The 26,463-nt window shown below is 60.3% G+C and carries 21 protein-coding genes and 1 tRNA gene; 5 read left to right on the plus strand and 17 right to left on the minus strand.

Annotation, left to right across the window (positions count from 1 at the left end; translation table 11 throughout):
* Positions 1-26 precede the first annotated feature (26 nt).
* The 7 genes from B5495_RS07260 to rlmE form a co-directional block, all read right to left on the minus strand.
* A tRNA-Leu gene (locus tag B5495_RS07260) sits at positions 27-113 on the minus strand.
* Between the two features lie 30 nt (positions 114-143).
* The gene (gene secG / locus B5495_RS07265) at positions 144-515 is read right to left on the minus strand and encodes a preprotein translocase subunit SecG (protein ID WP_079552549.1); all 372 of its coding nucleotides are present in this window, start codon (positions 513-515) and stop codon (positions 144-146) included.
* A 4-nt stretch (positions 516-519) separates the two neighbouring features.
* A complete protein-coding gene (tpiA, locus tag B5495_RS07270) occupies positions 520-1,269 on the minus strand; it encodes a triose-phosphate isomerase (RefSeq protein WP_079552551.1) in 750 nt (249 codons plus the stop codon).
* 74 nt (positions 1,270-1,343) lie between these two features.
* Positions 1,344-2,693: a phosphoglucosamine mutase gene (gene glmM, locus B5495_RS07275; protein ID WP_079552553.1), complete on the minus strand. Its 1,350-nt coding sequence runs from the start codon at positions 2,691-2,693 to the stop codon at positions 1,344-1,346.
* A complete protein-coding gene (folP, locus tag B5495_RS07280) occupies positions 2,690-3,589 on the minus strand; it encodes a dihydropteroate synthase (protein ID WP_079552555.1) in 900 nt (299 codons plus the stop codon). The genes glmM and folP overlap by 4 nt, the downstream gene beginning before the upstream one ends.
* A 123-nt stretch (positions 3,590-3,712) precedes the next feature.
* Complete coding sequence (ftsH, locus tag B5495_RS07285; protein ID WP_079552557.1) at positions 3,713-5,704, minus strand: ATP-dependent zinc metalloprotease FtsH; 1,992 nt, start codon at positions 5,702-5,704, stop codon at positions 3,713-3,715.
* Between the two features lie 308 nt (positions 5,705-6,012).
* Positions 6,013-6,660, minus strand: a complete 648-nt coding sequence (gene rlmE, locus B5495_RS07290) for a 23S rRNA (uridine(2552)-2'-O)-methyltransferase RlmE (protein WP_079552559.1) — start codon at positions 6,658-6,660, stop codon at positions 6,013-6,015.
* A 127-nt stretch (positions 6,661-6,787) separates the two neighbouring features.
* Between rlmE and yhbY the strand changes: the two genes are divergently transcribed.
* The gene (gene yhbY / locus B5495_RS07295; protein WP_079552560.1) at positions 6,788-7,114 is read left to right on the plus strand and encodes a ribosome assembly RNA-binding protein YhbY; all 327 of its coding nucleotides are present in this window, start codon (positions 6,788-6,790) and stop codon (positions 7,112-7,114) included.
* A 79-nt stretch (positions 7,115-7,193) separates the two neighbouring features.
* Here the strand turns inward: yhbY and greA are convergent, their stop codons facing one another.
* The 3 genes from greA to carA all read right to left on the minus strand — a co-directional run bounded on the left by greA (position 7,194) and on the right by carA (position 12,124).
* Positions 7,194-7,670 (minus strand): transcription elongation factor GreA, encoded by a 477-nt coding sequence (greA, locus tag B5495_RS07300; RefSeq protein WP_079552562.1) that lies wholly within the window; start codon positions 7,668-7,670, stop codon positions 7,194-7,196.
* Positions 7,667-10,897, minus strand: coding sequence for a carbamoyl-phosphate synthase large subunit (gene carB / locus B5495_RS07305; protein WP_079552564.1), 3,231 nt, complete (start codon positions 10,895-10,897; stop codon positions 7,667-7,669). Before carB ends, greA begins: the two co-directional genes overlap by 4 nt.
* A gap of 81 nt (positions 10,898-10,978) precedes the next feature.
* On the minus strand, positions 10,979-12,124 hold the full coding sequence (gene carA, locus B5495_RS07310; protein ID WP_197685650.1) for a glutamine-hydrolyzing carbamoyl-phosphate synthase small subunit: 1,146 nt from the start codon (positions 12,122-12,124) through the stop codon (positions 10,979-10,981).
* A 538-nt stretch (positions 12,125-12,662) separates the two neighbouring features.
* Here carA and dcm point away from each other — a divergent pair.
* From dcm to B5495_RS07325, 3 genes are all read left to right on the plus strand, one after another.
* On the plus strand, positions 12,663-14,063 hold the full coding sequence (gene dcm / locus B5495_RS07315; RefSeq protein WP_172824538.1) for a DNA (cytosine-5-)-methyltransferase: 1,401 nt from the start codon (positions 12,663-12,665) through the stop codon (positions 14,061-14,063).
* Between the two features lie 90 nt (positions 14,064-14,153).
* Positions 14,154-15,473: an MvaI/BcnI family restriction endonuclease gene (locus tag B5495_RS07320; protein WP_079552568.1), complete on the plus strand. Its 1,320-nt coding sequence runs from the start codon at positions 14,154-14,156 to the stop codon at positions 15,471-15,473.
* A gap of 10 nt (positions 15,474-15,483) precedes the next feature.
* Positions 15,484-15,960 (plus strand): very short patch repair endonuclease, encoded by a 477-nt coding sequence (locus B5495_RS07325; protein ID WP_079552569.1) that lies wholly within the window; start codon positions 15,484-15,486, stop codon positions 15,958-15,960.
* A gap of 80 nt (positions 15,961-16,040) precedes the next feature.
* Here B5495_RS07325 and dapB read toward each other — a convergent pair whose 3' ends face one another.
* From dapB to grpE, 5 genes are all read right to left on the minus strand, one after another.
* Positions 16,041-16,850: a 4-hydroxy-tetrahydrodipicolinate reductase gene (gene dapB / locus B5495_RS07330; RefSeq protein WP_079552571.1), complete on the minus strand. Its 810-nt coding sequence runs from the start codon at positions 16,848-16,850 to the stop codon at positions 16,041-16,043.
* A gap of 78 nt (positions 16,851-16,928) precedes the next feature.
* Positions 16,929-17,855: a DMT family transporter gene (locus B5495_RS07335; protein ID WP_231897125.1), complete on the minus strand. Its 927-nt coding sequence runs from the start codon at positions 17,853-17,855 to the stop codon at positions 16,929-16,931.
* A gap of 87 nt (positions 17,856-17,942) precedes the next feature.
* Complete coding sequence (gene dnaJ, locus B5495_RS07340) at positions 17,943-19,088, minus strand: molecular chaperone DnaJ (RefSeq protein ID WP_079552573.1); 1,146 nt, start codon at positions 19,086-19,088, stop codon at positions 17,943-17,945.
* Positions 19,089-19,202: 114 nt separating this feature from the next.
* Complete coding sequence (dnaK, locus tag B5495_RS07345; RefSeq protein ID WP_079552575.1) at positions 19,203-21,134, minus strand: molecular chaperone DnaK; 1,932 nt, start codon at positions 21,132-21,134, stop codon at positions 19,203-19,205.
* A 133-nt stretch (positions 21,135-21,267) separates the two neighbouring features.
* On the minus strand, positions 21,268-21,903 hold the full coding sequence (gene grpE / locus B5495_RS07350) for a nucleotide exchange factor GrpE (RefSeq protein WP_079552577.1): 636 nt from the start codon (positions 21,901-21,903) through the stop codon (positions 21,268-21,270).
* A 195-nt stretch (positions 21,904-22,098) separates the two neighbouring features.
* Here grpE and recN point away from each other — a divergent pair, with 195 nt between their 5' ends.
* On the plus strand, positions 22,099-23,772 hold the full coding sequence (recN, locus tag B5495_RS07355) for a DNA repair protein RecN (protein ID WP_079552579.1): 1,674 nt from the start codon (positions 22,099-22,101) through the stop codon (positions 23,770-23,772).
* Positions 23,773-24,246: 474 nt separating this feature from the next.
* Here the strand turns inward: recN and ilvN are convergent, their stop codons facing one another.
* Positions 24,247-24,738 (minus strand): acetolactate synthase small subunit, encoded by a 492-nt coding sequence (gene ilvN, locus B5495_RS07360; RefSeq protein WP_079552581.1) that lies wholly within the window; start codon positions 24,736-24,738, stop codon positions 24,247-24,249.
* Positions 24,738-26,462, minus strand: coding sequence for an acetolactate synthase 3 large subunit (locus tag B5495_RS07365; RefSeq protein ID WP_079552583.1), 1,725 nt, complete (start codon positions 26,460-26,462; stop codon positions 24,738-24,740). Before B5495_RS07365 ends, ilvN begins: the two co-directional genes overlap by 1 nt.
* Position 26,463 lies beyond the last annotated feature (1 nt).

Raw genomic sequence — 26,463 nt, forward strand, 5'->3', positions numbered from 1 at the left:
ATCTTACCGTACTGCTGATCTTGCGATGGTGCCGAAGGCGGGACTTGAACCCGCACGACCGTAAGGTCACTACCCCCTCAAGGTAGCGTGTCTACCAATTCCACCACTTCGGCAACAAATCAGGCTATAAAAAAGCCGGCAAACTACTCGCCGCCCTCCTCTAGCACTGGCGCCGTATTATCCACATCCTTCTGGGTACCGTCAAGCGATTTCGCGCCATCAGCCGGCGTATTTTGCTGCTCGACCAACCTGGAGTCGGGAATACCGGCTTCGGGTGCCTGGCCGGCTTGGCTGGCAAAGTAAGCCAGCGCCAGCGAGGTGACAAAAAAGCAGGCCGCGAGCAAGCCGGTAAAGCGCGAGAGGAAATTGCCACTTCCTTTCGAACCAAACACCGTTTGCGAGGCACCGCCGCCAAATGAGGCACCGGCATCAGCGCCCTTGCCCTGCTGGAGCAGGATCAGCGCGACCAAGGCGATCGCCACCACCACGTGAATCATGAGAATTGCAACTTGCATGGAATTATCCTGCTGACTGACAAATAGCGAAAAAATCATCGATCTGGAGCGAAGCACCGCCGACCAGACCACCGTCGATATCCGGCTGAGCCAAAAGCTCCGCCGCGTTACTGGCTTTCATGCTGCCGCCGTAAAGGAGCCTTAGCGTCTCGGCCAGGGCGTTATCCAGTGTCACCAGATAAGCGCGTATCTCGCCCATCGTCGCCTGCGCTTCTTCAGGCGTTGCGGTAAGCCCCGTGCCTATTGCCCACACTGGTTCGTAGGCGATAACCAACCGCTCGCGCTGGTCGGCATTCAACCGCTGCATTACCGCTGCCACCTGCCCCAGCACGACGTCCCGCGTGGCACCGGCGTTGCGCTCAGCGAGCGTTTCGCCAACGCACAGCACCGGCACCAGGCCGGCATCCAGCGCGGCACGTACACGCTGGTAGGCATCCTCGTTGGTTTCGCCATAGCACTGGCGGCGCTCGGAGTGGCCCACCAGCACATAGGTAACGCCAAACTCGGCCAGCATAGCAGCGTTAACTTCGCCGGTATGCGCACCTGCCGGCTGCGGGTTAAGCGTTTGCGCCCCCAGCGTTAACGGCGTGCCTGAAAACGCGTGGCGCGCCGCCTCCAGATAAGGAAACGGGGGGATTACGGCAATATCCAGCGCGGCGGCAAATTCCGCCTTGGCGAAGGCCTCGCCAAACGCGCGAATCCGCTCGACAGAGCCGTTCATCTTCCAGTTACCAGCGATTAGTGGCGTACGCATCAAGGCTCCTTCTCAAGGTTGCGCAAAATGGTATAGGAGCGGCCATGGCAAGACAACCGCTGCAGCCGCAGGTGCTAGCCCAAAAGCGCCTGGACTTGCCCGGCAAGCGTGTTGGCCAGCCCGTCAACGTCCAAATGCGCGCGACCTTCAACCATCACGCGAATTAACGGCTCGGTGCCGGAGGGACGCAGCAATACGCGCCCTTCTTCACCCAGCCGGGCCTCAATCTTAGCCACCTCTCGGGCAAGCTCGGGCGATGCCATCACGGCCTGCGCCGACGTACCGGGCGGCAGGCGTACGTTCACCAGCGCCTGGGGGACTTTTTCCAGCTCGTCAAGCAGCGCCGGAAGCGTCGCGCCTTTGCGTATCATAATGGCCACCACCTGCAGCGCCGAGACGATGCCATCGCCGGTGGTTTGCGTATGCGCGCAAATGACGTGGCCGGAAGGCTCGCCGCCGAGCTCCCAGCCGTTAACGGCCATGCGCTCCATGACAAAACGGTCGCCCACTTTAGCGCGCTCAAACGGAATATCGAGTTGTTCCAGCGCCATGGCCAGCCCGAAATTGGTCATCAGCGTGCCGACCACGCCGCCGTTCAGCACGCCGCGGCTCTGACGGTCCCGGGCGATCAGGTAAAGAATATCGTCGCCGTCGACTTCATGGCCGTCCGAGTCAACGAGCAACACCCGATCGCCGTCGCCGTCAAAGGCAATACCCAGATCAGCGCCGCGATGGATCACCGCCGCGCGCAGCGATGCCGGATGCGTTGAGCCGACGTCACGATTGATATTCACACCGTCGGGCTCGGCACCGATCACACTCACCTCGGCGCCAAGCTCGCGAAACACGTTGGGCGCGATGTGATACGTCGCCCCGTTCGCGCAGTCGAGCACGATATGCAATCCGTGCAGGCTCAGCCGCTCGGGCAGCGTGGATTTGCAAAACTCGATGTAGCGCCCCGGCGCATCGTGAATGCGCATCGCCTTGCCCAGATCGGCGGCATCCGCCGTGGTCAGCGGCTGCTCGAGCATGCTTTCAATACGCTCTTCAACGGCGTCGGGCAACTTGGTACCCTCGGCCGAAAAGAACTTGATGCCGTTATCGTCAAAGGGGTTGTGCGAGGCGGAAATGACCACCCCCGCTTCAGCGCGAAAGGTACGGGTCAGGTAGGCAATACCCGGCGTGGGCATCGGCCCGAGCAGGGCGACATCCACGCCGGCGGCGGAAAACCCGGCTTCCAGCGCAGATTCGAACATATAGCCGGAAATGCGCGTGTCCTTGCCGATCAGCACCCGGGTGCGCCCCGTTTCGCGACGCAACACCTGTCCGGCCGCCCAGCCCAGCTTAAGCATGAAGTCGGCCGTGATGGGCGCGCGCCCTACCCTGCCGCGAATGCCGTCAGTACCAAAATAGCGCCGCGTCATTGGCTAACCTCCGTGGTTATATCGCAATAGTCCTCATTAAGTACCGCCCACGTCATATTGACCGCATCCACCGTCGCGGCCACGTCGTGAACGCGGAGAACCTTCGCGCCGCGCTCCACGGCCAGTGCTGACAGCGCCAGCCCACCGGCCAGCCGCTCCTCTACCGGCCGCCCGAGCACCTTGCCAATCATGCTCTTGCGCGACATGCCCACCAGCAGCGGCAAACCCAGCTCGCCCAAGGCCTCAAGCCGATTCAGCAAGCGCAGATTATGCTCGACGGTTTTGCCAAAGCCGAACCCCGGATCCAGCAGCAGACGCTCGCGGCCCAGTCCGGCACCTTCACAGGCGGCAACTCGCTGCATCAGGAACTCGACAACAGCGTCTTCGATCGGCTGATCGTAATCCGGCGCCTGCTGCATGGTCTGCGGCTCGCCCTGGCGATGCATCAGACACACCGGCAGGCCGCTTTGCGCCGCGGCCGCAAGCGCGCCTTCCCGCTCAAGCGCGCGCACATCGTTGAGCATGCCTGCGCCGAGACCGCTTGCTTCGCGCATGACTTCTGCATTGCTGGTATCCACCGATACCAGCGCATCCAGCTCGCGGGTCAGCGCTTCCACTACCGGTGCTACGCGGTCAAGCTCCTGCTGCGCCGGGACGACCTCGGCGCCGGGACGAGTGGATTCGCCGCCGACGTCGATGATCGCCGCGCCCTCGGCCAGCATGCGCTCGGCATGGCGCAGCGCGTCGTCCAGCACGTTGTGCCGGCCGCCGTCAGAGAAGGAATCAGGCGTGACGTTGAGCACGCCCATCACGCGGGGCACGGAAAGGTCCAGCCGGTGATGCCCGCAACATAGCGGCGGCACATCGCCGGACAAGGCGGCAAAGGGTGGTTGCATGCAAAGGCTCGGTTAACAGTGAAAAGGGATTGACCATAAGGTCCCGATGACAGGGCAATGACCGGCAGAATAGCAAAAAAAGGCGCCTCAAGTGAGGCGCCTTCGTCGGAAAACCGCAGTCCGTTACGAGCCGGCCGGACCGCCCAGCGGGTCAGACGGACGACGCCGGGGCGTTTCGTCGTCTTCATCACCGTCGTCGCCCGACGCATCATCAACAGAGGAAGACGGGCCAGAGGTACCCTTGTCGAGGGACGGACCGCCGCCGGAAGAATCACCGTCGTCCCAGCCCTCGGGCGGACGCGGATCACGGCCGTTCATGATGTCCTTGAGCTGGCTGGCATCGATGGTTTCGTACTTCATCAACGCCTCGGTCATGGCATCCAGCTTGTCGCGGTTGTCTTCGAGAATCTTGTAGGCCTGCTCATAGCAGCTGTCGATGATTTTACGCACTTCCTTATCGAGGCGCGTCGTGGTGTCACCGGACTTCAGCATGCCGCCGCTCTGCCCGCCGCCCATGAACTGGTGGGACTCGTCCTCGTCGTACATGATCGGCCCCATTTCTTCGGACAGGCCCCACTTGGCTACCATGTTGTGGGCAAGCTCGGTGGCACGCTTGATGTCATTGGACGCGCCGGTGGTCACACCGTTGGGGCCCAGCGTCATTTCTTCGGCAATGCGGCCGCCAAACAGCGAGCAAATCTGGCTGATGATCTGCTGACGCGAGAGGCTGTAACGGTCTTCCTCGGGCAGGAACATGGTCACGCCCAGCGCACGGCCGCGCGGAATAATCGTCACCTTATACACCGGGTCGTGCTCGGGCATGATCAGGCCGATGACCGCATGGCCGGATTCGTGGTAGGCCGTGTTGAGCTTCTCTTTATCGGACATGACCATGGACTTGCGCTCGGAGCCCATCAGGATCTTGTCTTTGGCCTCCTCAAGCTCGTCCATGCCCACTAGGCGCTTGTTGCCCCGCGCGGCGAACAGCGCCGCCTCGTTGACCAGGTTAGCTAGATCGGCGCCGGAAAAGCCCGGCGTACCGCGGGCAATCAGCCGCGGCTTGACGTCATCACCCAGCGGCACTTTGCGCAGGTGCACGCCCAGAATATGTTCGCGTCCGCGAATATCCGGTAGCCCTACTGTGACCTGGCGGTCAAAACGGCCGGGGCGCAGCAGCGCCGGGTCAAGCACGTCGGGGCGGTTGGTCGCGGCAATCACGATAACGCCTTCGTTGGCCTCGAAGCCGTCCATTTCGACCAGCAACTGGTTGAGCGTTTGCTCGCGCTCGTCGTTGCCACCGCCCATACCACCACCGCGCGAGCGGCCTACGGCGTCGATCTCATCGATGAAGATGATGCACGGCGCCTGTTTTTTGGCCTGCTCGAACATGTCGCGTACACGGGAGGCACCCACGCCCACGAACATCTCGACAAAGTCAGAGCCAGAGATGGAGAAGAACGGCACTTTGGCCTCGCCGGCAATCGACTTGGCCAGCAGGGTTTTACCCGTACCGGGCGGCCCCGTCATCAGCACGCCGCGCGGGATAGTGCCGCCCAGACGCTCAAACTTGCCCGGTTCGCTCAAAAATTCGACCAGCTCCCCGACCTCTTCCTTGGCTTCGTCACAGCCGGCCACATCGGCAAAGGTGGTCTTGACCTGGTCGTCGGACAACAGCTTGGCCTTGGACTTGCCAAAGCTCATTGGGCCGCCTTTGCCGCTGCCACCGCCGCCGCCCTGCATCTGGCGCATGAAAAACATGAAAATGCCCAGAATCAGCAGGATCGGGAAGCTCGCGATCAGCAGTCGTGTCCAGATGCTTTGCTGTTCGGGCGCCTTGCCGACCACGGTTACGTTGTTAGCCAGCAGGTCGTCCATCAGCTTGGGATCCTGCGCGGCAGGCCGCACGGTCTTAAACTGAGTGCCGTCCGAGCGCTCACCATTGATGGTGTAGCCATCGATGGTGACGCTGCGTACCTGTTGATTTTGCACCTGCTCCACAAACTGCGAATAGTTCATGGCTTGAGGCGAGCTTTCCGTACTGAAGTTGTTGAACACGGTCAGCAGAACGGCCGCGATGACCAACCACAGAACCAGGTTCTTTGCCATATCGTTCAAGGGGCTACCCTCATTACAAGAATCCGTCAGTTAACGCTGATACCAAAACGATCATATCTGGGACATCGTATTCGCATCATGCGTTCATTCGTTTACCAAAACGTGCGGGCGTCAACAACGCGCCTGCCTTGACAAAAACGCGCTACCTTAAGCCATACGCTGCCAGGCCGTACATCTGTCACGCCATTCCTCCGACCATACACAGAGGCGGACAAGGCATTTGGCGCCTACTGTGGCACACCTTGCCCCCGCCTGTCCGGCAATAGCGATGATAAATCGTCACTATTCCTCTGCCTGCTCCCGTCGATCTAGCCGCGGAACCCGCTGGCCAGAAGGTACACCTCCCGGGAACGGGCGCGAGACGCATCGGGCTTGCGCGTCACGACCCTGGTGAAGTTGTCGCGCAGCAGTTTCAGATAGGCGTCAAAGCCTTCACCCTGAAACACCTTGGCGACAAAACGCCCGCCAGGGGCCAGCGTTTGCTGCGCCAGATCCAGCGCCAGCTCGACCAGATACATCGCCTGGGGCTGATCAATGGCGGCCATACCACTCATATTGGGGGCCATATCCGACATCACAAGGTCCACCGGCCGACCGTTTATCCGTTCGAGCAGCGCATTGAGTACCGATTCCTCGGTAAAATCGCCCTGCACGAAGTCAACGTCGGCCAGCGCATCCATGGCGAGAATATCCGAGGCGATGACCGCGCCGTCAGAGCCGACTTTTTCCGCGGCCACCTGGCTCCAGCCGCCGGGCGCGGCGCCCAGATCAATCACGGTCATCCCTGAGCGGAACAGCTGATCTTTTTCGTCCAGCGCCAGCAGCTTGTAGCTCGCCCGGCTGCGATAGCCGTCCTGCCAGCTTTGCTGGACGTAACGGTCATCGAAATGCTCTTTCATCCAGCTACCGCTGGTTTTACTGGCCTGTCGTTTACGGCCTGTAGGCTTTTGCTGCATGGGATTGTCTATGGGGTTGTTTATGGGATCGTCTGATGCTGGAAAAGGAAGGATGGGCGCTTTCACCCAACGGCGTTTCGCCGTAAGATGGAGCGTTAAGCGCAAACTTGGGATACCGCAAGATACCATGAGCTTGTCACAGGCACAAAAGAAAGCACTGCGTAGCATTGGCCACCACCTGAACCCGGTGGTCACCGTTGCGGAAAACGGCATCTCGGACAACCTGCTCGCAGAGCTGGACCGAGCGCTACGCGACCACGAACTGGTCAAGGTAAAGCTTGCCCTGCCCGACCGCGACGACCGCGCTCTGATGCTTGAAACGCTGACGCAGGATGGCAATGCCGAGCTAGTACAGACCATCGGCAAGGTGGCGCTGCTGTATCGCAAAAATCCGCAGCCCAACCCCAAGCTTTCCAATATCGTACGCTTCGAGCATCACCACGGCCGACGTTAACCTTCAATCTGGCCGCTAGCGCTACTCCGCTCGCAGCACACTGATAGCAAAAACGCCCCCGAAGGGGCGTTTTTTTTGATTACAAATGCTCGACGCTTTCAATTTCATACTCCACATTACCGCCGGGAGTTCTGACCAGGGCCACGTCACCTTCTTCCCTGCCAATCAGCGCCCGTGCGATAGGCGACGTCACGGAGATGCGCCCTGCTTTGATGTCGGCCTCGTCTTCACCGACGATGCGATACGTCACCTGCTCATCGTTTTCCAGGTGCAAAAGCTCAACGGTGACGCCAAAGATAACCTTGCCCGTCTTGGGCAGCTTGGTCACATCAATCACCTGGGCGCCTGAAAGCTTGCCTTCGATTTCCTGAATGCGCCCCTCAATAAAGCCTTGCTCCTCACGCGCGGCGTGATACTCGGCGTTTTCCTTCAAATCGCCGTGCTCACGCGCTTCGGCGATGGCCGCGATCACCCGGGGCCGCGCCGTGCCCTTTAACTGCTCCAGCTCTTCGCGGAGGCTCTTCTCACCCGCAACCGTCATCGGGACCTTGTTCATTGATTGGCTCCTGCATGCAATTCCTGAAGGCGCCGCACCGTAATCTCCTGACCATACGCAAGCGCCATACAGACGGCATTGGCGCCCGCCAAGGTGGTGGCATAGGGCACCTTGCGCGCGAGAGCGGTACGGCGGATAACCGAGGAGTCGAGAATGGCCTGACGTCCTTCGGTGGTATTCACGATGTAGGCGATAGCGTCGTTCTTGAGCAGATCGACGATATGCGGGCGTCCTTCGTAGACTTTATTGACGCGCTCGACTTCAAGCCCGGCGGCTTCCAGTGCCGCCGCCGTGCCTCGCGTGGCGCATAGCGTAAAGCCTAATGTTAGCAGAGAACGCCCCACCTCGATAATCCCCTGCTTATCGGGTTCGCGCACGGACAAAAACGCCTTGCGCTCGCCGGACAGCGCCGGGATGGCCTCGCCGGCCCCCAGCTGAGCCTTGTAAAACGCCTCGGCGAAGGTATCGCCCGAGCCCATGACTTCGCCGGTCGACTTCATTTCCGGCGACAGGATCGGGTCAACGCCGGGGAATTTGTTGAACGGGAAGACGGCTTCTTTGACGCTGAAGAAGTGCGGCACGATTTCGCGCTCAAAGCCCTGCGCTTCAAGCGTCACGCCGGCCATGCAGCGCGCGGCAATTTGCGCCAGCGAGGTACCGGTGCACTTGGAAACGAACGGCACGGTGCGCGACGCGCGAGGGTTCACCTCGATGATATAGATTTCCCCGTCCTGCCAGGCCAGCTGCACGTTCATCAGCCCTTTGACACCCAGCTCCACGGCCATGCGCTTGACCTGCGAGCGCATCTCGTCCTGCACATCGGCGGGCAGCGAGTACGGCGGCAGCGAACACGCCGAGTCGCCGGAGTGAACGCCGGCCTGCTCGATATGCTGCATGATGCCGCCAATCACCACCTGATGGCCGTCCGAAACGGCGTCGATGTCGATCTCGACCGCCGCGTTCAGGAAGTGATCCAGCAGCACCGGCGAGTCGTTGGACACCTTGACCGCGTGGGTCATGTAGCTCTCAAGCTCGGATGCGTCATAGACGATCTCCATGGCGCGCCCGCCCAGCACGTAGCTGGGGCGCACGACCAGCGGGTAACCGATGGTCTCGGCCTTGGCAAACGCTTCCTCAAAGCTTCTCGCCGTTGCGTTGGGCGGCTGCTTGAGCCCCAGCTTGTCGATCATCTGCTGAAAACGCTCGCGGTCTTCGGCGCGGTCGATGGCGTCGGGCGTGGTGCCGATAATCGGCACGCCGGCGGCTTCCAGCTCGCGCGCCAGCTTCAGCGGCGTCTGCCCACCAAACTGCACAATGACGCCTTCGGGCTTTTCCTTGTCGGCAATTTCCAGCACGTCTTCAAGCGTCACCGGCTCGAAGTACAGGCGATCCGAAGTGTCGTAGTCGGTGGACACGGTCTCCGGATTGCAGTTGACCATGATGGTTTCATAGCCGTCGGCGTGCATCGCAAAGGCGGCGTGAACACAGCAGTAGTCAAATTCAATACCCTGACCAATACGGTTGGGCCCGCCGCCCAGCACCATGATCTTGGGCTTGTCAGAGACCTCGGCTTCGCACTCTTCTTCGTAGGTGGAATACATGTAGGCAGTATCCGAGGCAAATTCGGCAGCGCAGGTATCCACACGCTTATAGACTGGCCGAATGCCCGCTTTCTGGCGGGTTTTACGAAACTCTTTTTCCGATACGCCCAGCAATTTGGCCAGCCGCGCATCGGCAAAGCCTTTGCGCTTGAGCCGATAAAAATCACCGGCGGCAAGCTCAGTCAGCGAGCGCTTGGCCAGTGCCGCCTCGGTGGTCACCAAGTCTTCAAGCTGCACCAGGTACCAGGGGTCAATCTTGGTTAGCGCAAACAGCTCTTCCACGCTCATACCTGCGCGTATGGCGTCGGCCACGTAGAAGATACGGTCAGCACCGGCCGCCTGCAGCTCACCCTTGATACGCGCCATGGCCTCATCGGTAAAGTGGGTCACAATCGGATCAAGGCCGTCAACGCCGGTTTCCAGACCGCGCAGCGCTTTTTGCAGCGACTCCTGGAAGGTGCGGCCAATGGCCATGACCTCGCCCACCGACTTCATCTGAGTCGTCAGGCGGTCGTTGGCTTGAGGGAATTTCTCGAAGGTGAAGCGCGGAATCTTGGTGACCACGTAGTCGATGGACGGCTCGAAAGACGCCGGCGTACGCCCGCCGGTAATATCATTTTGCAACTCGTCCAGCGTATAGCCCACGGCCAGCTTGGCGGCGATCTTGGCAATCGGGAAGCCGGTCGCTTTGGAGGCCAACGCCGATGAGCGCGATACCCGCGGGTTCATTTCAATGACCACCATGCGGCCGGTGGCAGGGTCCACGCCGAACTGCACGTTAGAGCCGCCGGTTTCCACGCCAATCTCGCGCAGCACCGCAAGACTGGCGTTGCGCATAAACTGATACTCTTTATCAGTCAGCGTCTGCGCCGGCGCCACGGTGATGGAATCACCGGTATGCACGCCCATCGGGTCGAAGTTTTCAATCGAGCAAACGATGATGCAATTATCGTTTTTATCGCGCACCACCTCCATCTCGTACTCTTTCCACCCCAGCAGCGACTCATCGATCAACAGCTCGTGGTTGTTCGACAGATCGAAACCGCGGGTGCAGATTTCTTCGAACTCTTCCTTGTTGTACGCCACCCCACCGCCGGAGCCGCCCATGGTGTAAGAGGGGCGAATAATGCTTGGGAACCCCAGCTCGGCCTGAATCTCCCAGGCCCTTTCCATGCTGTGTGCGACCTTGGCTTTGGGGCACGCCAGGCCGATATTTTTCATCGCCTTGTCGAACAGGTCGCGGTCTTCGGCCTTGTTGATCGCCTCGGCGTTAGCGCCGATCATCTCTACGCCGTATTTTTCCAGCACCCCGTGCTTGTCCAGATCCAGCGCACAGTTGAGCGAGGTCTGGCCGCCCATGGTGGGCAGAATCGCGTCGGGGCGTTCGGCTTCGATGATTTTTTCTACCGTCTGCCAAGTGATCGGCTCGATATAGGTGGCGTCGGCCATGGCCGGGTCGGTCATGATGGTGGCCGGGTTAGAGTTGACCAGCACCACGCGGTAGCCTTCCTCGCGCAGTGCCTTGCACGCCTGGGTGCCGGAGTAGTCGAATTCGCAGGCCTGGCCAATCACAATCGGGCCAGCGCCAATGATCAGGATACTATTGATGTCGGTACGCTTAGGCATAACGGTTCCCGCAGAAAAATGACGATTAACAACAAAATAACGGCGTAAACAGGACCGGTTCAGTCACCGGCGCCGGCGCACTCAGCGGCGCGCTTGCAGCATGGCGATGAAGCGGTCAAACAGCGGCGTCACGTCGCACGGGCCGGGGCTTGCTTCGGGGTGCCCCTGAAAGCTGAAGGCCGGGCAGTCGGTGCGCTCAATACCCTGTAGCGTGCCGTCAAACAGCGAGCGGTGGGTAGCGCGAAGCGTTGCCGGCAGCGTGGTTTCATCCGACGCGAAGCCGTGGTTCTGGCTGGTAATCATCACTCTGCCGGTGGCCAGGTCCTGCACCGGATGATTAGCGCCGTGGTGGCCATGATTCATTTTGACCGACCGCGCGCCGGACGCCAGCGCCAAAAGCTGATGCCCAAGGCAGATACCAAACAACGGAATCCGCGTTTCAAGCAGCTCCTGGATCGCCTTGATGGCGTAATCGCACGGCTCCGGATCGCCCGGGCCGTTGGACAGGAAAAAGCCGTCCGGCTTTAGCGCCAGCACCTCAGACGCCGGCGTTTGCGCCGGCACCACCGTTAAACGGCAGCCGCGAGAAACCAGCATGCGCAAAATGTTGCGCTTGACCCCAAAGTCGTAGGCCACCACGTGGAAAGGCCGTTCGATATCACTGCCCGGCTGATACCCTGTGCCCAACTCCCACTCGCCTTCATTCCATTCATACGGCGTTTGGCAGCTGGCCACTTTGGCCAGATCCATACCCGCAAGCCCGGGAAAAGCACGGGCTGCGGCCAGCGCGCGCTCTACTGCGCCTTCGCCTTGTGCCTCGCCGCCGGCAAGAATAGCCCCGCTCTGAGCACCCTTGTCGCGCAACAGGCGCGTCAGACGGCGGGTGTCGATCTCGGCAATACCCAGCACGTTCTCACTTTTCAGGTAATCGTCAAGGTTTTGCTCAGAGCGAAAGCTGCTGGCGGCAAGCGGCAAATCACGAATAACCAGACCGGCGGCGGCAATCCCGCCGGACTCGACATCTTCGGCGTTCACGCCGGTATTGCCAATGTGGGGGTATGTCAGCGTCACGATCTGGCGGGTATAGGAGGGATCGGTAAGAATTTCCTGATAGCCGGTCATGGCCGTATTGAATACCACCTCGCCGCTGGTTTGCCCTTCGGCGCCAATGGCGATGCCGTGGAACACGCTCCCGTCTTCAAGCGCCAGAATAGCGGGTTTGTTCAATGCGGGGTTATTCAAGACAAGTTCTCCCATGCTGGTGAAAACACCCCTGTCACGACAGCGGCATCCGTCATAGCGGCGTTTGCGTTACAAACGTCGGGTCGTAAAAAAGCGGGACAAAGCCGATAGAGAAAAACCGGTTTCATCCCGCTTGCTGTTCTTTGCCAAAACGGCCTTAGCCTTGACGCACGGCGTTTCAGACATGCCGTCAGGCTGGCCTACGCAACAAGCGCTGCATCAAGACCGACGCTAAGGCCAGCATTTGTGCTGCTGACGCCTCGCGCATCGGTCTCTCAGGCGTGAACCACTCGACCAAAATCTAGCGGATGTTACAGGATTTCGGCGGAAGGCGCTAGAGCCATGGCCTGCGACGATACAGAAGTGAGTATTGACGAAAAGCGCCTACACTGAATATAAACCCAGTTACTTACTGGTGCAGCATCATTTCTTGGAATACAATTGCATCCATACATCACAGTTTTAACCCAGAGGCACCGCCATGTCACCGCTTACAGGGCCCGCCACACATGATTCTCTCAATATGCAGGCTTACACCTCCGACTATGATCTACTGAGTGACAGCGAATTGCTGGAGCGCGTGCTGCAAATCTACGACCAGGGCACGGTTGCTGCCGCCATGCGCGAGGTCGATGACCGCTGGTGTCGTGAAACCCTGAACCGGATGATCAAGGGCAAGACTAGGCCCAAAGTCACGCGCGACGAAGCACGGCGCCTGATCGCCATGCTGCCGAATGCGCCGTCTCACCAAGGGCGCGCCAACTTTACCTTTATCGATCTTTTCGCCGGTATTGGCGGAATACGCCGCGGCTTCGAATCCATTGGTGGCGAGTGCGTATTCACCTCGGAATGGGACAGGTTTGCCGTTCGCACCTACAAGGCCAACCACTACTGCGACCCGACAACGCACCGCTTCAACCGTGACATTCGCGATGTCACTTTGTCTGCATCGCCCGAGATTGAAGAGGATGCCGCCTACGCCCATATCAACGAGGAAATTCCGGACCACGACGTGCTGCTTGCCGGCTTCCCCTGCCAGCCTTTTTCTCTGGCCGGCGTATCCAAGAAAAATTCGCTGGGCCTCAAACACGGGTTCGAGTGCGATGCCCAAGGGACCTTGTTTTTCGACGTGGCGCGCATCATTGCTGCCAAACGTCCGGCAGCTTTCATGCTCGAGAACGTCAAGAACCTCAAAAGCCACGACAAGGGTAAGACTTTCCGCATTATCTGCGAAGCATTGGATGAACTGGGTTACGACGTGGCCGATGCTGAGGCGCCGAAAGGGCGCGACCCCAAGGTTATTGATGCACGCCACTTTGTGCCCCAGCACCGTGAGCGCATTGTGCTGGCGGGCTTCCGCCGCGACCTGAACGTACACCAGGGCTTTACCCTGCGCGATCTGGAGAAAGTCTATCCACAGCATCGCCCTGCCTTTGGTGACCTGCTGGACGACTCGGTAGATGAAAAATATATCCTGACACCCAAGCTCTGGGATTATCTCTACCGCTACGCCAAAAAACATCGCGAAAAAGGCAACGGTTTCGGCTTTGGCTTAACCGGCCCGCGTGATGTTGCGCGTACACTATCGGCCCGCTATCACAAGGACGGCTCCGAGATCCTGGTGGATCGCGGCTTTGACGACCAGAAGCCGTTTGATTCACCCGAGAACCTGCGCAACCGCCCCCGCCGCCTAACGCCACATGAATGCGCCCGCCTGATGGGCTTTGACGCGCCAAACGAAAGCCGCTTTGTTATTCCCGTATCGGATACCCAGGCCTATCGTCAGTTTGGCAACTCCGTCGTCGTGCCGGTCTTTGAAGCGGTGGCCGAACTGATGAAGCCACGTATTATCGAGGCTCGCCGGAAACGCCAGGAACAGGGGCAGAAGGCTCCGCACCAGACCGAGCTGGAGCTTGCCATTTAGAGTCACGATAAAGCACCATGACGTAATACTATCCATTATTTCGGGGCGCCACGGCGCCCCGAAATACTTTATATAAAGGAGCGTAGCGTCATGAGTGCCCGCCATCCTGCATTGGAAGCAATGGAAGCCGTGATGCTCCAAATGGGAGCCGAGCGAGTCATCTTCAAATGCCTTTCCAACAATGATAACTCAAAACAACAGGTTTACCTGGGCAGCGACTTTGACGTTCTACGTCTTATTCAACATGGAGCTCTTGTTGCAGGTGACAAGATCGATTCCCAAAAAGGAGTAATGTACAAGGCAAGTCTTGATTTTCACTGGATCTCGTTCGGCAAAGATAGTCAACGAGCCCCCGGGGCGCAGCTGATTCTCTATCCCAAATATCCCGAGGTCAGAATGTCAGGCTTTGTCAGGGACTGTGCAATAGCTCCCTCGCATTTGCTACAGCCACCCACAAAAGAGGAGCGACTTACCCGGATAAATACTCCCCGTTGCCTAATGCTTGGGCTATGCCGGGATGGTCGCATCCTTGCCTACTTGGACCACTGGACGGGCCCCGTTTCGAGCGAGGCTAAAAAACTGATCGATTCAGGCGAAGCATCGAGCATTGCCAATGTCTTTCATGAGCGAAAGCACACAGAACGCGACAGCAAAACAGCGCTGCTGGACAGATTGCGATCAATTTATCTGATGGGCGCAGTTCGCTCCTGCCGTTTGGATGCAAAGGGCAACCGAATAGAATATCGCGCACAGAACGGAGCGGGCTACACACTGGAGAGCCTTTTCAACATAACACCCAACGGCCGATCGGAACCGGATCACCTTGGCTGGGAGCTGAAGTCACACTCATCGGGTCCGGTTACCCTGATGACGCCCGAACCTGACACCGGCTCCTATCTTGAAGACCTAGGCACCTTTCTTCAGGCGTATGGCCGCGACACCAACGAGAGACGAGATTTCACCGGTCGGCACAACGCATGGCAAAGAAACGCCCGAACCGGCTTGACCCTGAGAATGGAAGGCTATGACCAAGAAAGCGGAGAGATTGTCGATACTTCAGGCGGGCTGCTGATGAGAGACGACGCAGGCAACATTGCTGCCGGCTGGTCTTTCGATAAACTTCTGACCCACTGGAGTCGCAAACACGCTCGGACAGCCTACGTTCCCTACCGAAAGGAGAACCACGATATTCCGTACTACACCTATGGGCCCAACGTTCATATCTGCGAAGGAGCAGAACTGAAACGGTTTCTTAAGGCTCTGAACAATAGTGTTATCTACCATGACCCCGGCATTAATATGAAGTGGAATAACGGCAGATGGACATCCAAAAAACGTAACCAGTTTCGGATAGCCTGGAACAACGTCAGTCGCATCTATGAAAGCATGACCGAAGAAACACTCATCTAGAGCCTGACATATGACTGATATTGTCAACTCGCAGACCCGCTCACGCATGATGTCCCATATCAGGGGCGGGAATACTCGTCCCGAACTTGCCGTGCGCCGCTACCTTCATGCGCGCGGGTTTCGCTATCGTCTGCATCACCGTGACCTTCCCGGAAAGCCGGACCTTGTTCTCCCCAAGCACCGGCTCACAATATTTGTTCATGGCTGCTTCTGGCATCGCCATGAGGGCTGCTTTTATGCTACCTCCCCTGCTACGCGCAAGGCTTTCTGGCGAGAAAAACTGGACGGCAATGCCGTCCGAGACAAACGGCAGCAAGGTGAGCTAATCAGCCGGGGCTGGCGGGTGCTAATTATCTGGGAGTGTGGCCTGAAGCACAGACTCGACGATATTCAGGCGATCGAAGATAAAATTACCGCTCCGGATGTTCTCGATGAATGGCCGGAACGGCCGCCCAGAGTACGCCACGCCAATCCATCACCCGCATAAAAACCCTCCCAACAACAAAACGCCCCGACGCTTGGCGCCGAGGCGTTTCTGTGCTGTGGGCATTTCAGTGACCGACGGCGTTACGCGTCCAAATCAAGCACGTCCTGCATGCCGTAGCGGCCGTTGTCTTTCTCCGCGACCCAGCGGGCGGCGCGGGTGGCGCCTTTGGCGAAGGTCATGCGGCTTGAGGCCTTGTGGGTAATTTCGATGCGCTCGCCTTCGGTGGCAAACATCACCGTGTGCTCACCGACGATGTCGCCGGCGCGCACGGTGGCAAAGCCGATTTCCTTGTCGCTGCGCGGCCCGCACTGGCCCACGCGCTCGAACACGCCATGTTCCTTGAGGTTGCGCCCTAGCGCGTCGGCCATGACGTCGCCCATTTTCAACGCGGTGCCCGAGGGTGCGTCGACTTTATGCCGGTGGTGCGACTCGATCACTTCGATGTCGTAGCCTTCGTCGCCCAGCGCGCGGGCGGCGGTTTCTAAAAGCTTGAGCGTGAGATTGACGCCGACGCTCATGTTGGGTGCAAAGACGAGCGGCACGCTGTCGCGGTAGTCGTCCAGCGTGGCGATTTCAGCATCGCTCATGCCGGTGGTGCCAATCACGATGCGCTTGCCGTGCTCGGCGCAGAAGGCCAGGTTGGCCAGGGTCACTTGGGGCGTGGTGAAGTCGATCAGCACGTCGAAGTCGGCCGCGCAGGCGGCCAGGCTATCTACCGCCGCGATGCCTTTTTTGCCCACGCCGGCCAGTTCGCCGATATCCGCACCGGCGAGCGAGCTTCCCGGGGCGACAATGCCGGCCGCCAGAGTGGCGCCGGCGTCCTGTTCCACGGCGTTGACCAGGGTGCGGCCCATGCGGCCAGCGACGCCTACAATGGCAATTCGAGTCATGCGAGCTCCTGCGAGTCGTTGAGTAAAAAAACGCGATAAATTTGACGACAAGTATACCAAAGCCCGGCACCCACCGGTCTAGCGGGTTGCTCGCCCGTTGATCAGCAGCAGTACAATGGCGGTGATCACCAGCGCGCTGCCGGGCAGCCACACCCAGCTTATCTGTCCGGGCTCGCGGGCAAACAGCACCAGCATCGAGACAAACGGCACCAGATAGCCGTAGGCGGTGACCGCGCCGGGGGTCAGCGTGGCGGTGGCATGCTGCATCAGCCAGAAGGTCAGCGCGCTTGAGCACAGCCCCAGATACACCAGCAGCAGCGCATCCCGCGCCGTCATCGTGGCAAAGTCGCTTAGCGGTTCAACCGCGAGCCCCAGCGCGCCGATCAAAATGCCGCCAAGTGCCAGGCTCCAGAACGTGCGCACCGCGGCGGAGTCGGCCAGCCGGCCGCTGGCAAGCCCCCACTTGCTGATCACCGGGTACAGCGCCGAGGCGATGCAGCCAAGAAAAAACACCGCTTCGCCGCGGCCAAACTGCAGCGCGCCGCCCTGTAAAAACGCTTCGGCCAGCGCCAGCAGCAATGCCCCGCAGGCACCCAGCAGCAAAATGGCCGGCAGGCGCCACGCGAGACGTTCCACCCGAAGCAAAAGCCCCAGCCCGAAGGCGAGCAGCGGCACGGTGACGTACAGCGTGGCCATGGAAAGCGCCGTGGTGTGGTGTGCCGCCCAGAACATGGCGCTGAAAAAGCCCGCCAGGCATAGTCCCATCAGCGCGTAGAGCGGCAGCGCCCGCCACGCCGGCCAGAACTCTGCCGAGCGCTGGGCCAGCCACCAGAGTCCCGCGCAGGCAATGGCAAAGCGTAGCGCGGTCAGCAACAGCGGCGGCAGCTCGCCCAGCCAGCCGACCACGGGAAACGACAGCCCCACCAGCAGCGCCCATACCAGCATGCCGGCGTGCTCACTCATGCCACCGGTGAGGGTGTTGACGTCAGGCTGTTTCGCGCTCATTGCACGCTCCCGTATGGCAATCAACAAAAAAATGCCGGCACCCTGAGGTACCGGCATTGGTTCTCGCGCTGCGGCTCACTTGGCCTTTCAGGGCTTCATGTCCTCAAAGAACTTTTTCACACTGTCGAAAAAGCCGGTCTGCTTCGGCGAGTGGCTGTGGCTGTTGCTGCTGTTAAAGCTTTCCTGCAGCTTGCCCAGCAGGTCTTTCTGCTCGTCGTTCAGGTTCACCGGCGTTTCCAGCACAACCCTGCACAGCAGGTCGCCCGGCGCGCCGCCGCGTACCGGCTTCACGCCTTTGCCGCGCATGCGGAACAGCTTGCCGGTCTGAGTCTCGGCCGGAATCTTGAGCTTCACGCGGCCGTTGAGCGTCGGCACTTCAAGCTCTCCGCCCAGCGCGGCGTCAACAAAGTTGATCGGCACTTCACATTGCAGGTGCCGGCCTTCGCGCTCAAAGATCCGGTGCGGCTTGATCGCTACCTGAACGTACAGGTCGCCGGGCGGGCCACCGTTGATGCCGGCTTCGCCCTCGGCGTTGAGCCGGATACGGTCGCCCACGTCCACGCCGGCGGGAATCTTCACCGACAGCGTACGGGTCTCGCGCACGCGGCCATCGCCGTTACACTTGTGGCACGGCACCTTGATGTGCTCGCCGCCGCCGTGGCAGGTCGGGCAGGTTTGCTGCACGGCAAAAAAGCCCTGCTGCATGCGCACCTGGCCCATGCCCTGACAGGTCGGGCAGGTTTCCTTGGTCGAGCCGGGCTCGGCGCCGTCGCCGTCGCAGCGGTCACAGTTGATGTGACGCGGCACGCGGATATCCACGCTGGTGCCAGCCACGGCCTGCTCAAGATCGAGCTCAAGGTTGTAGCGCAGGTCGGAGCCGCGCGCCGGCGCATTGGGGCCGCGTCGCCGGCCGCCACCGCCGCCGAAGATATCGCCGAATACGTCTCCGAAAATATCGCTGAAGTCGCCGCCACCGGCGCCAAAACCACCACCGGCGCCGCCCTGGCCGTCTACGCCGGCGTGGCCGAACTGATCATAGGCGCCGCGTTTCTCGCCGTCGCCCAGAATTTCGTAGGCTTCGGATACCTCACGGAATTTCTCCGCCGAGGTGTCGTCGTCTGGGTTTCGATCGGGGTGATACTTTTGCGCCAGGCGGCGATAGGCCTTCTTGATCTCTTTCTGATCGGCCCCTTTATCGACCCCCAGGACTTCATAATAATCGCGCTTGGACATGGGTCCCACGCCTCCTGGTTAGCTCAAGCACTGGTTGGCTTGAAAGTGCGGCCTACGCAAACAGCAACGCGGGAGTTGCCTCCCGCGTCGCTGCTTGCCTTGGCAGAAAGAACGTTACGACTTTTTCTGGTCGTCGTTGACTTCTTCGTATTCGGCGTCAACCACGTCGTCTTCCTGCTTGGCGTTGGCGTCTTCAGCGCCTTCACCGTCGGCCTGCTGGCCTTCCTGCTGCTCAGCGTACATCTTCTGGGCCAGCTCACCGGAGGCTTCGGTCAGCGCGTCGAGCTTTTTCTGGATATCGTCCTGATCGTCACCTTTAACCGCTTCTTCAAGCTCGGTGATCGCGGTTTCGATCTTCTGCTTCTCGTCGTCGGTAGCCTTGTCGCCGGCTTCCTCGAGGGTCTTTTTGGTGGCGTGAATCATGCCGTCGGCCTGATTGCGCAGCGTGACCATTTCTTCGAACTTCTTGTCTTCGTCGGCGTTCGCCTCGGCGTCCTGCACCATCTGTTCGATTTCTTCATCGCTCAGACCGCTGGAGGCCTTGATCACGATCGACTGTTCCTTGCCGGTCGCCTTGTCTTTGGCCGAAACGTTGAGGATACCGTTGGCATCCAGATCAAATGCGACTTCGATCTGCGGCACGCCGCGCGGCGCCGGCGGAATGTCGGCCAGGTCAAAGCGACCCAGTGACTTGTTCTGCGACACTTGCTTGCGCTCACCCTGGATCGCGTGAATGGTCACGGCGGTCTGGTTGTCATCCGCGGTGGAGAAGGTTTGCGTCTTCTTCGTCGGGATGGTGGTGTTCTTGTCGATCAGCGGCGTCATCACGCCACCCATGGTCTCGATGCCCAGCGTCAGCGGGGTTACGTCGAGCAGCAGCACGTCCTTGACGTCGCCGCCGAGCACGCCGCCCTGAATCGCGGCGCCTACGGCCACGGCTTCATCGGGGTTGACGTCTTTGCGCGAGTCCTTGCCGAAGAAGTCAGCCACTTTGGACTGTACCTGCGGCATGCGCGTCTGACCGCCGACCAGAATCACGTCGTCGACCTCTGACGCCGACAGACCGGCATCCTTGAGCGCCATTTTGCACGGCGCGAGCGAGCGCTGAACCAGCTCTTCTACCAGCGCCTCAAGCTTGGCGCGCGTCACCTTGACGTTCAGGTGCTTGGGGCCGGTGTTGTCGGCGGTGATGTAGGGCAGGTTGACGTCGGTCTGCTGCGCGCTTGAAAGCTCGATCTTGGCTTTTTCAGCGGCTTCCTTGAGGCGCTGCATGGCGAGGTTGTCGCCGGCCAGATCGATGCCGCTGTCGGACTTGAACTGCTCGACCAGATAGTTGATCAGCGCCAGGTCGAAGTCTTCACCGCCAAGGAAGGTGTCGCCGTTGGTGGCCAGCACTTCAAACTGAGTTTCGCCGTCTACGTCAGCGACTTCGATAATCGAGATATCGAAGGTGCCGCCGCCGAGGTCATAAACCGCAATCGTGCGGTCACCGCGGGATTTGTCCATGCCGTAAGCCAGTGCGGCAGCGGTCGGCTCGTTGATGATGCGCTTAACTTCAAGACCGGCAATGCGGCCGGCGTCTTTGGTCGCCTGACGCTGGCTGTCGTTGAAGTAGGCCGGCACGGTAATAACCGCTTCAGTAACGGTTTCACCGAGGTAGTCTTCGGCGGTCTTCTTCATCTTCTTGAGAATTTCCGCGCTGACCTGCGGCGGCGCCATCTTTTCGCCCTTCACTTCAACCCAAGCGTCGCCGTTGTCGGCTGCGGCAATGGTGTAGGGCACCATCTTGATGTCTTTTTGTACCACGTCGTCCTTGAAACGACGGCCAATCAGGCGCTTGATGGCGTAAATGGTATTTTCCGGGTTGGTCACGGCTTGGCGCTTGGCCGCCTGACCCACAAGGATCTCACCGTCGTCGGTGTAGGCGACGATGGACGGCGTGGTGCGGCCGCCTTCGGCGTTTTCGATAACCTTGGGGCTGTCGCCGTCCAGTACAGACACGCAGGAGTTAGTGGTGCCCAGGTCAATCCCAATAATGCGTCCCATAGCAAAACCTCAAAATCGTTGGTGATAAATAATTGATGATAAAACGGTGCTGTGTAAGCGAGCGGTAAATACCGCCGGGATGCCCATATATCTGGGGGTCGCCGGCAGCATTTCAAGGGCTTTTTTTACCCCGTCAGTCGGCTTTTTTGCTGACCACGACCATCGCCGGGCGTGCCAGGCGGCCGTTAAGCACATAGCCCTTCTGGATCACGTCCATCACCGTGTTGGGCTCCATGTCGGGATTGGGCACCATGGTCATGGCCTCGTGCACCTGGGGGTCAAAGGGCTCGCCGTGAGGGTCCACCTGCTCAACGCCAAATTTTTCCAGCACGCCCAGCTGCATTTTCAGCGTCATGGAAACGCCTTCGCGGTGCACTTCAGTGGCGTCTTCGCCCATTGACTCGAGCGCTTTTTCCAGGCTATCGACAACCGGCAGCAGCTCCTTGACGAACTTTTCCAACGCGAACTTGCGCGCTTTCTCGCTTTCCTGCTCGGCACGGCGGCGCACGTTTTGCGCCTCGGCAGCGGTACGCAGCGCCTGATCCTTGGCATCCGCCAGGCTCTGCTCCAGCTCTTCCACCTTGGCAGCCAGCATTTCCGCTTCGGGATTATCGCTTGCGTCGTCGGTGTTGACGGTATCGCCTTCGTCGTCGATCAGGCTTTCCAGCTCGCCTTCAACCAGACGCTCTTCTGCCTGCTGCGCTTCTGCGGCATTTTCACCTTCAGGCGTCTGGACGTCGTCAAGCGGGGTCTGCGGTTCTTTAGCCATCGGTTGCTCCTAACAAGCCAGTGTGCGGTCGACAAAATACGTTTGTGGATATATGGGGGTCATGGACGCCATCTCAAGAGGAGTTTTCCACGAGTATTGAAGCGGCCTCCCGACTACTGTATAAAAAACAAGCATTGGATACCTATCCAGCCAACCCCCCAACGCTCGTTGCTCCGGCCACGCCCAGGAGGCTCTATGCTGACCCAGCTCGCGATCCAGGATTTCGCCATCGTCGACCGCCTGGAACTTGATATCAAAGGCGGCATGACCGCGATTACCGGGGAAACCGGTGCGGGTAAATCCATCCTGCTGGGGGCCCTGGGACTGTGCCTTGGCCAACGCGCCGACGCCGGCAGCGTGCGCCACGGCCGAGAGCGCGCTGATCTTTCCGCCCGCTTTGACATCACCCACCTGCCCGCTGCGCAAGCGTGGCTGGCCGAGCGCGACCTGCCCGTGGATGAGTGCCTGCTGCGCCGCGTGGTCAGCGCCGGCGGGCGTTCCAAGGCATGGATCAACGGCCAGCCGGCCGCGATCAGCGACTTGAAAGCGCTGGGCGAGCGGCTCATCCAGATTCACGGCCAGCACGCGCATCAGGCGCTGCTGCGCGAGGAAACCCACCTTGCGCTGCTGGACGACTACGCCGGCCTGAATACCGACGTTGATGGCGTCGCGGCAATATTCCGCGACTGGCAGAGCACGCGCCGGCAACTGCAAAAAATACGCGATCAGGGTGACGAGGCCGAGGCCAAACGCCAGCTGTTACATTATCAGGTGGAAGAGCTGGACCAGCTCGCGCTGGGCGACGACGAGCTACCCAGCCTTGAAGACGAACAGCAAACGCTGGCTCACGCCGACGACATTCTGCGCGACACCCAATTTGCCGCTGACTGCTGTGAAGGCGATAACGGTGGTGCCCTGGGGCTGTTGCACCAGGCGCACGGCCGGCTCAGCGAACTACCCGGCAGCGACAAGGGCGCGCTGGCCAACACCTTGACGATACTCGCCGACGCGCGCATTCAGCTGGAAGAAGCCGCCAGCGAGCTCAATCATCTGGCCGCCAACACCGAACTTGATCCCGAGCGGCTGGCCTTTGTTGAAACACGCCTGGGCGACGCCCACCGCATTGCGCGCAAGCATCACATCTCGCCCGATGAGCTGCCCGCGCTACATGCACGCCTGAGCGCCGAGCTTGATCAGCTCAACGCCAGCGGCGGCGACCTTGATACCCTGAGCGCCGACGTCGCGGCCCTGCGCGAACGCTACCGCCACGCGGCCAAAGCGCTGGGCGAAGCACGGTGCAAAGCCGCCGTGGGGCTGGGCGAAGAAGTGCAGCAGCAGCTGGCGTTTCTGGCCATGGACAAGGCGCGCTTCGAGGTCGTGCTTGAGCCGCGCGCCACGCCCGCCGCCGAAGGCCTTGAGCGCGTGCAATTTTTCATCAGCGCCAACCCCGGCCAGCCCGCACGGCCGCTGGCCAAAGTGGCCTCGGGCGGCGAGCTGTCACGGATCAGCCTCGCCATTCAGGTGGTCGCGGCCAACCACTCCACCATTCCCAGCCTGATATTCGACGAAGTGGACGTGGGCGTGTCCGGCGCCACGGCGGAAATTGTCGGCCAGCTGCTGCGCCGGCTGGGGGCAAACGGCCAGGTGATGACCGTGACCCATCTGCCTCAGGTGGCGGCGCAGGCGCACGCGCACCTGCATATCGAAAAGAGTGCCCGGCGCAACACCACGCGCACACAGATGGCGCTGCTCGACGAAGGCGGACGCATCAGCGAGCTGGCGCGCATGCTCGGCGGGGTCAACCTCTCCGACCAGACGCTGGCCCACGCCCGGGAAATGCTCAAGGCCAGCCAGCACCCGCCGCATTGAAGCAAACCAGTGAGCCAGCTCGGTGGGGATGCCGTCGCGCGGCGGAGCCGCCCTCCTACAACCAAACATAGCAATATCCAGGTTTTGTAGGAGGCCGGTTCACCGGGCGATGCAGGCCAAAGGCCTGCCGGGTTTGGTGGGGATGCGGTCGCGCGGCATAGCCGCCCTCCTACGGACCGAAGCGCCACACGGAATTGCGTAAGAGGCCGGTTCACCGGGCGATGCAGGCCAAAGGCCTGCCGGGTTTGGTGGGGATGCGGTCGCGCGGCATAGCCGCCCTCCTACGGACAGAGGAGCCACACGGAATTGCGTAAGAGGCCGGTTCACCGGGCGATCCGTCGCGCAGCGGCGGTGCAGGAGAGCAATCGCGCGGCATAGCCGCCTTTATGCGCGTTTTTTGGGTACTCCTACCAATACGCTACAACAAAAAAGGCCGCTTAAAAGCGGCCTTTTGGGTGTTGCGCGGTGCGTACGTTACAGCGTCAGCACCTTGTCGCCCCGGGCAATGCCCGAGACGCCGGTGCGGGCGACTTCGAGAATGCCCACCGGTGCCATGGCCTGCAAAAAGGCGTCCAGCTTGGTGGCATCGCCGGTGATCTGCACGGTGTACAGGCTCGGTGTGACATCAACCACCTGCGCGCGGAAGATGTCGGCGGTGCGCTTGACCTCGTCGCGCGCAGCACCCTGCGCCCGCACCTTGACCAGCATCAGCTCGCGCTCAATGTGGTTGCCCTCGGTCAGGTCAACCAGCTTGACCACGTCGATGAGCTTGTTCAGGTGCTTGGTGATCTGCTCGACCACGCGGTCATCGCCCACGGTGGTAACCGTGAGCCGCGACAGCGATTCGTCCTCGGTGGGCGCGACGTTCAGCGTTTCAATGTTGAAGTTGCGCTGCGAAAACAGACCGACCACACGCGACAGGGCACCCGGTTCGTTCTCCATCAGAATCGAGATGATATGACGCATTAGGTACGCTCCGTTTTAGACAGCAGCATGTCGCGCATGGAGCCTAACGGCACCTGCATCGGGTAGACGTGTTCAAAGGGATCAACTTTCACATCCAGAAACACCAGCTCGTTCTTGTCGGCAAATACGCGTTCAAGCGCCGGCGCCAGCTCCGCCAGGGTGTTTACCGTAATCGCGGTAAAGCCGTAGGCCTGGGTCAGCAGGTGAAAGTCGGGCATCGACTCCACATACGACTGCGCGTGGCGCGATTTGTAGTTCAAATCCTGCCACTGGCGCACCATGCCCAGCGAGGCATTGTTGAGGTTGATGATCTTGACCCCGATGCCAAACTGCTTACAGGTGGAAAACTCCTGCATCATCATCTGGAAGCTGCCTTCCCCGGTCACGCATATCACGTCGTCATCCGGGTAGTTCAGCTTGATGCCCATGGCCGCCGGAAAGCCGAAGCCCATGGTGCCAAGCCCGCCGGAAGTAACGAAGCGGTTGGGCTTGTCGAACTTGTAATACTGGGCGGCAAACATCTGGTGCTGGCCGACGTCGGTGGTTACGTAGGCCTCACCGCGGGTCGCTTCGCACAGCGCTTCGATGACTTCCTGAGGCTTTAACACCTCGCCCGGCTGAGAGGGCTCGTACAGCTTGCCGCCACGCGCGGCGCGCCAGCCTTCGACCTGCTGCCACCAGTCGGCAAGGGCATCCGGATTGGCGCTTTCCTTACCTTGCACCAGGCTGATCATCTCGTTGATGACGCTTGAAGCCGGCCCGACAATCGGCACGTCGGCGCGTATGGTCTTGGACACCGAGCTGGGGTCAATGTCGACGTGAATGATCTTGGCCGTGGGACAGAACTTCGAGACGTTGTTGGTCACGCGGTCGTCAAAGCGCGCGCCGATGGCAATGATCAAATCAGCGTGGTGCATCGCCATGTTCGACTCATAGGAACCGTGCATGCCCAGCCAGCCCAGGCACTGCTTATCGCTCTGCGGATAAGACCCAATGCCCATCAGCGTGGTAGTGATCGGGTAGCCGAGCGTTTGCACCAGATCCGTCAGCCCGTCGCTGGCTTTATCCAGCACCACGCCGCCGCCGGTATAAAACACCGGCCGCTTGGCCTTGAGCATCAATTCCACGGCTTTTTTGATCTGACCGGTGTGGCCACGCGTGACCGGGTTGTACGAGCGCATCTTGACCTTTTTGGGGTAGACGTACTCGTAGCGCTCGGTGGGCGCGGTCATATCCTTGGGGATATCCACAACCACCGGCCCCGGACGCCCTGTGGACGCCAGATAGTAGGCCTTTTTCAGCACGCCCGGAATCTCGGACGGATGCCGGATCGCAAAGCTGTGCTTGACGATCGGGCGGGTCACGCCAACGATGTCGGTTTCCTGAAAGGCATCTTCGCCAATCAGGTGGCTGGCTACCTGACCGCACAGCACCACCATGGGGATCGAGTCCATGTAGGCGGTAGCGATGCCGGTCACGGCGTTGGTTGCGCCGGGGCCCGAGGTCACCAGCACCGTGCCGGGCTTGCCCGAGGCGCGCGCGTAGCCGTCGGCCGCGTGGGTAGCCGCCTGTTCGTGCCGCACCAGAATGTGCTTGACCTTGTCCTGACGGAACAGCGCGTCATAAATATGCAGCGCCGCCCCGCCGGGGTAACCATAAATGTATTCAACGCCCTCATCTTGCAAGAAGCGGGCAATCATGTCTGCGCCGGAAAGCAATTCCACA

The organism is Vreelandella subglaciescola (genome assembly GCF_900142895.1).
GTDB lineage: Bacteria > Pseudomonadota > Gammaproteobacteria > Pseudomonadales > Halomonadaceae > Vreelandella > Vreelandella subglaciescola.

What these genes read in the sequence shown, in the direction of transcription:
- carB (WP_079552564.1), bottom strand. Translation starts at nt 10,897, where the DNA reads ATGCCTAAGCGTACCGACATCAATAGTATCCTGATCATTGGCGCTGGC.
- dapB (WP_079552571.1), bottom strand. Translation starts at nt 16,850, where the DNA reads ATGACTCGAATTGCCATTGTAGGCGTCGCTGGCCGCATGGGCCGCACC.
- ilvN (WP_079552581.1), bottom strand. Translation starts at nt 24,738, where the DNA reads ATGCGTCATATCATCTCGATTCTGATGGAGAACGAACCGGGTGCCCTG.
- dcm (WP_172824538.1), top strand. Translation starts at nt 12,663, where the DNA reads ATGCAGGCTTACACCTCCGACTATGATCTACTGAGTGACAGCGAATTG.
- rlmE (WP_079552559.1), bottom strand. Translation starts at nt 6,660, where the DNA reads ATGCAGCAAAAGCCTACAGGCCGTAAACGACAGGCCAGTAAAACCAGC.
- glmM (WP_079552553.1), bottom strand. Translation starts at nt 2,693, where the DNA reads ATGACGCGGCGCTATTTTGGTACTGACGGCATTCGCGGCAGGGTAGGG.
- B5495_RS07325 (WP_079552569.1), top strand. Translation starts at nt 15,484, where the DNA reads ATGACTGATATTGTCAACTCGCAGACCCGCTCACGCATGATGTCCCAT.
- dnaK (WP_079552575.1), bottom strand. Translation starts at nt 21,134, where the DNA reads ATGGGACGCATTATTGGGATTGACCTGGGCACCACTAACTCCTGCGTG.
- dnaJ (WP_079552573.1), bottom strand. Translation starts at nt 19,088, where the DNA reads ATGTCCAAGCGCGATTATTATGAAGTCCTGGGGGTCGATAAAGGGGCC.
- yhbY (WP_079552560.1), top strand. Translation starts at nt 6,788, where the DNA reads ATGAGCTTGTCACAGGCACAAAAGAAAGCACTGCGTAGCATTGGCCAC.
- recN (WP_079552579.1), top strand. Translation starts at nt 22,099, where the DNA reads ATGCTGACCCAGCTCGCGATCCAGGATTTCGCCATCGTCGACCGCCTG.
- tpiA (WP_079552551.1), bottom strand. Translation starts at nt 1,269, where the DNA reads ATGCGTACGCCACTAATCGCTGGTAACTGGAAGATGAACGGCTCTGTC.
- greA (WP_079552562.1), bottom strand. Translation starts at nt 7,670, where the DNA reads ATGAACAAGGTCCCGATGACGGTTGCGGGTGAGAAGAGCCTCCGCGAA.
- B5495_RS07320 (WP_079552568.1), top strand. Translation starts at nt 14,154, where the DNA reads ATGAGTGCCCGCCATCCTGCATTGGAAGCAATGGAAGCCGTGATGCTC.
- grpE (WP_079552577.1), bottom strand. Translation starts at nt 21,903, where the DNA reads ATGGCTAAAGAACCGCAGACCCCGCTTGACGACGTCCAGACGCCTGAA.
- secG (WP_079552549.1), bottom strand. Translation starts at nt 515, where the DNA reads ATGCAAGTTGCAATTCTCATGATTCACGTGGTGGTGGCGATCGCCTTG.
- folP (WP_079552555.1), bottom strand. Translation starts at nt 3,589, where the DNA reads ATGCAACCACCCTTTGCCGCCTTGTCCGGCGATGTGCCGCCGCTATGT.
- B5495_RS07335 (WP_231897125.1), bottom strand. Translation starts at nt 17,855, where the DNA reads ATGAGCGCGAAACAGCCTGACGTCAACACCCTCACCGGTGGCATGAGT.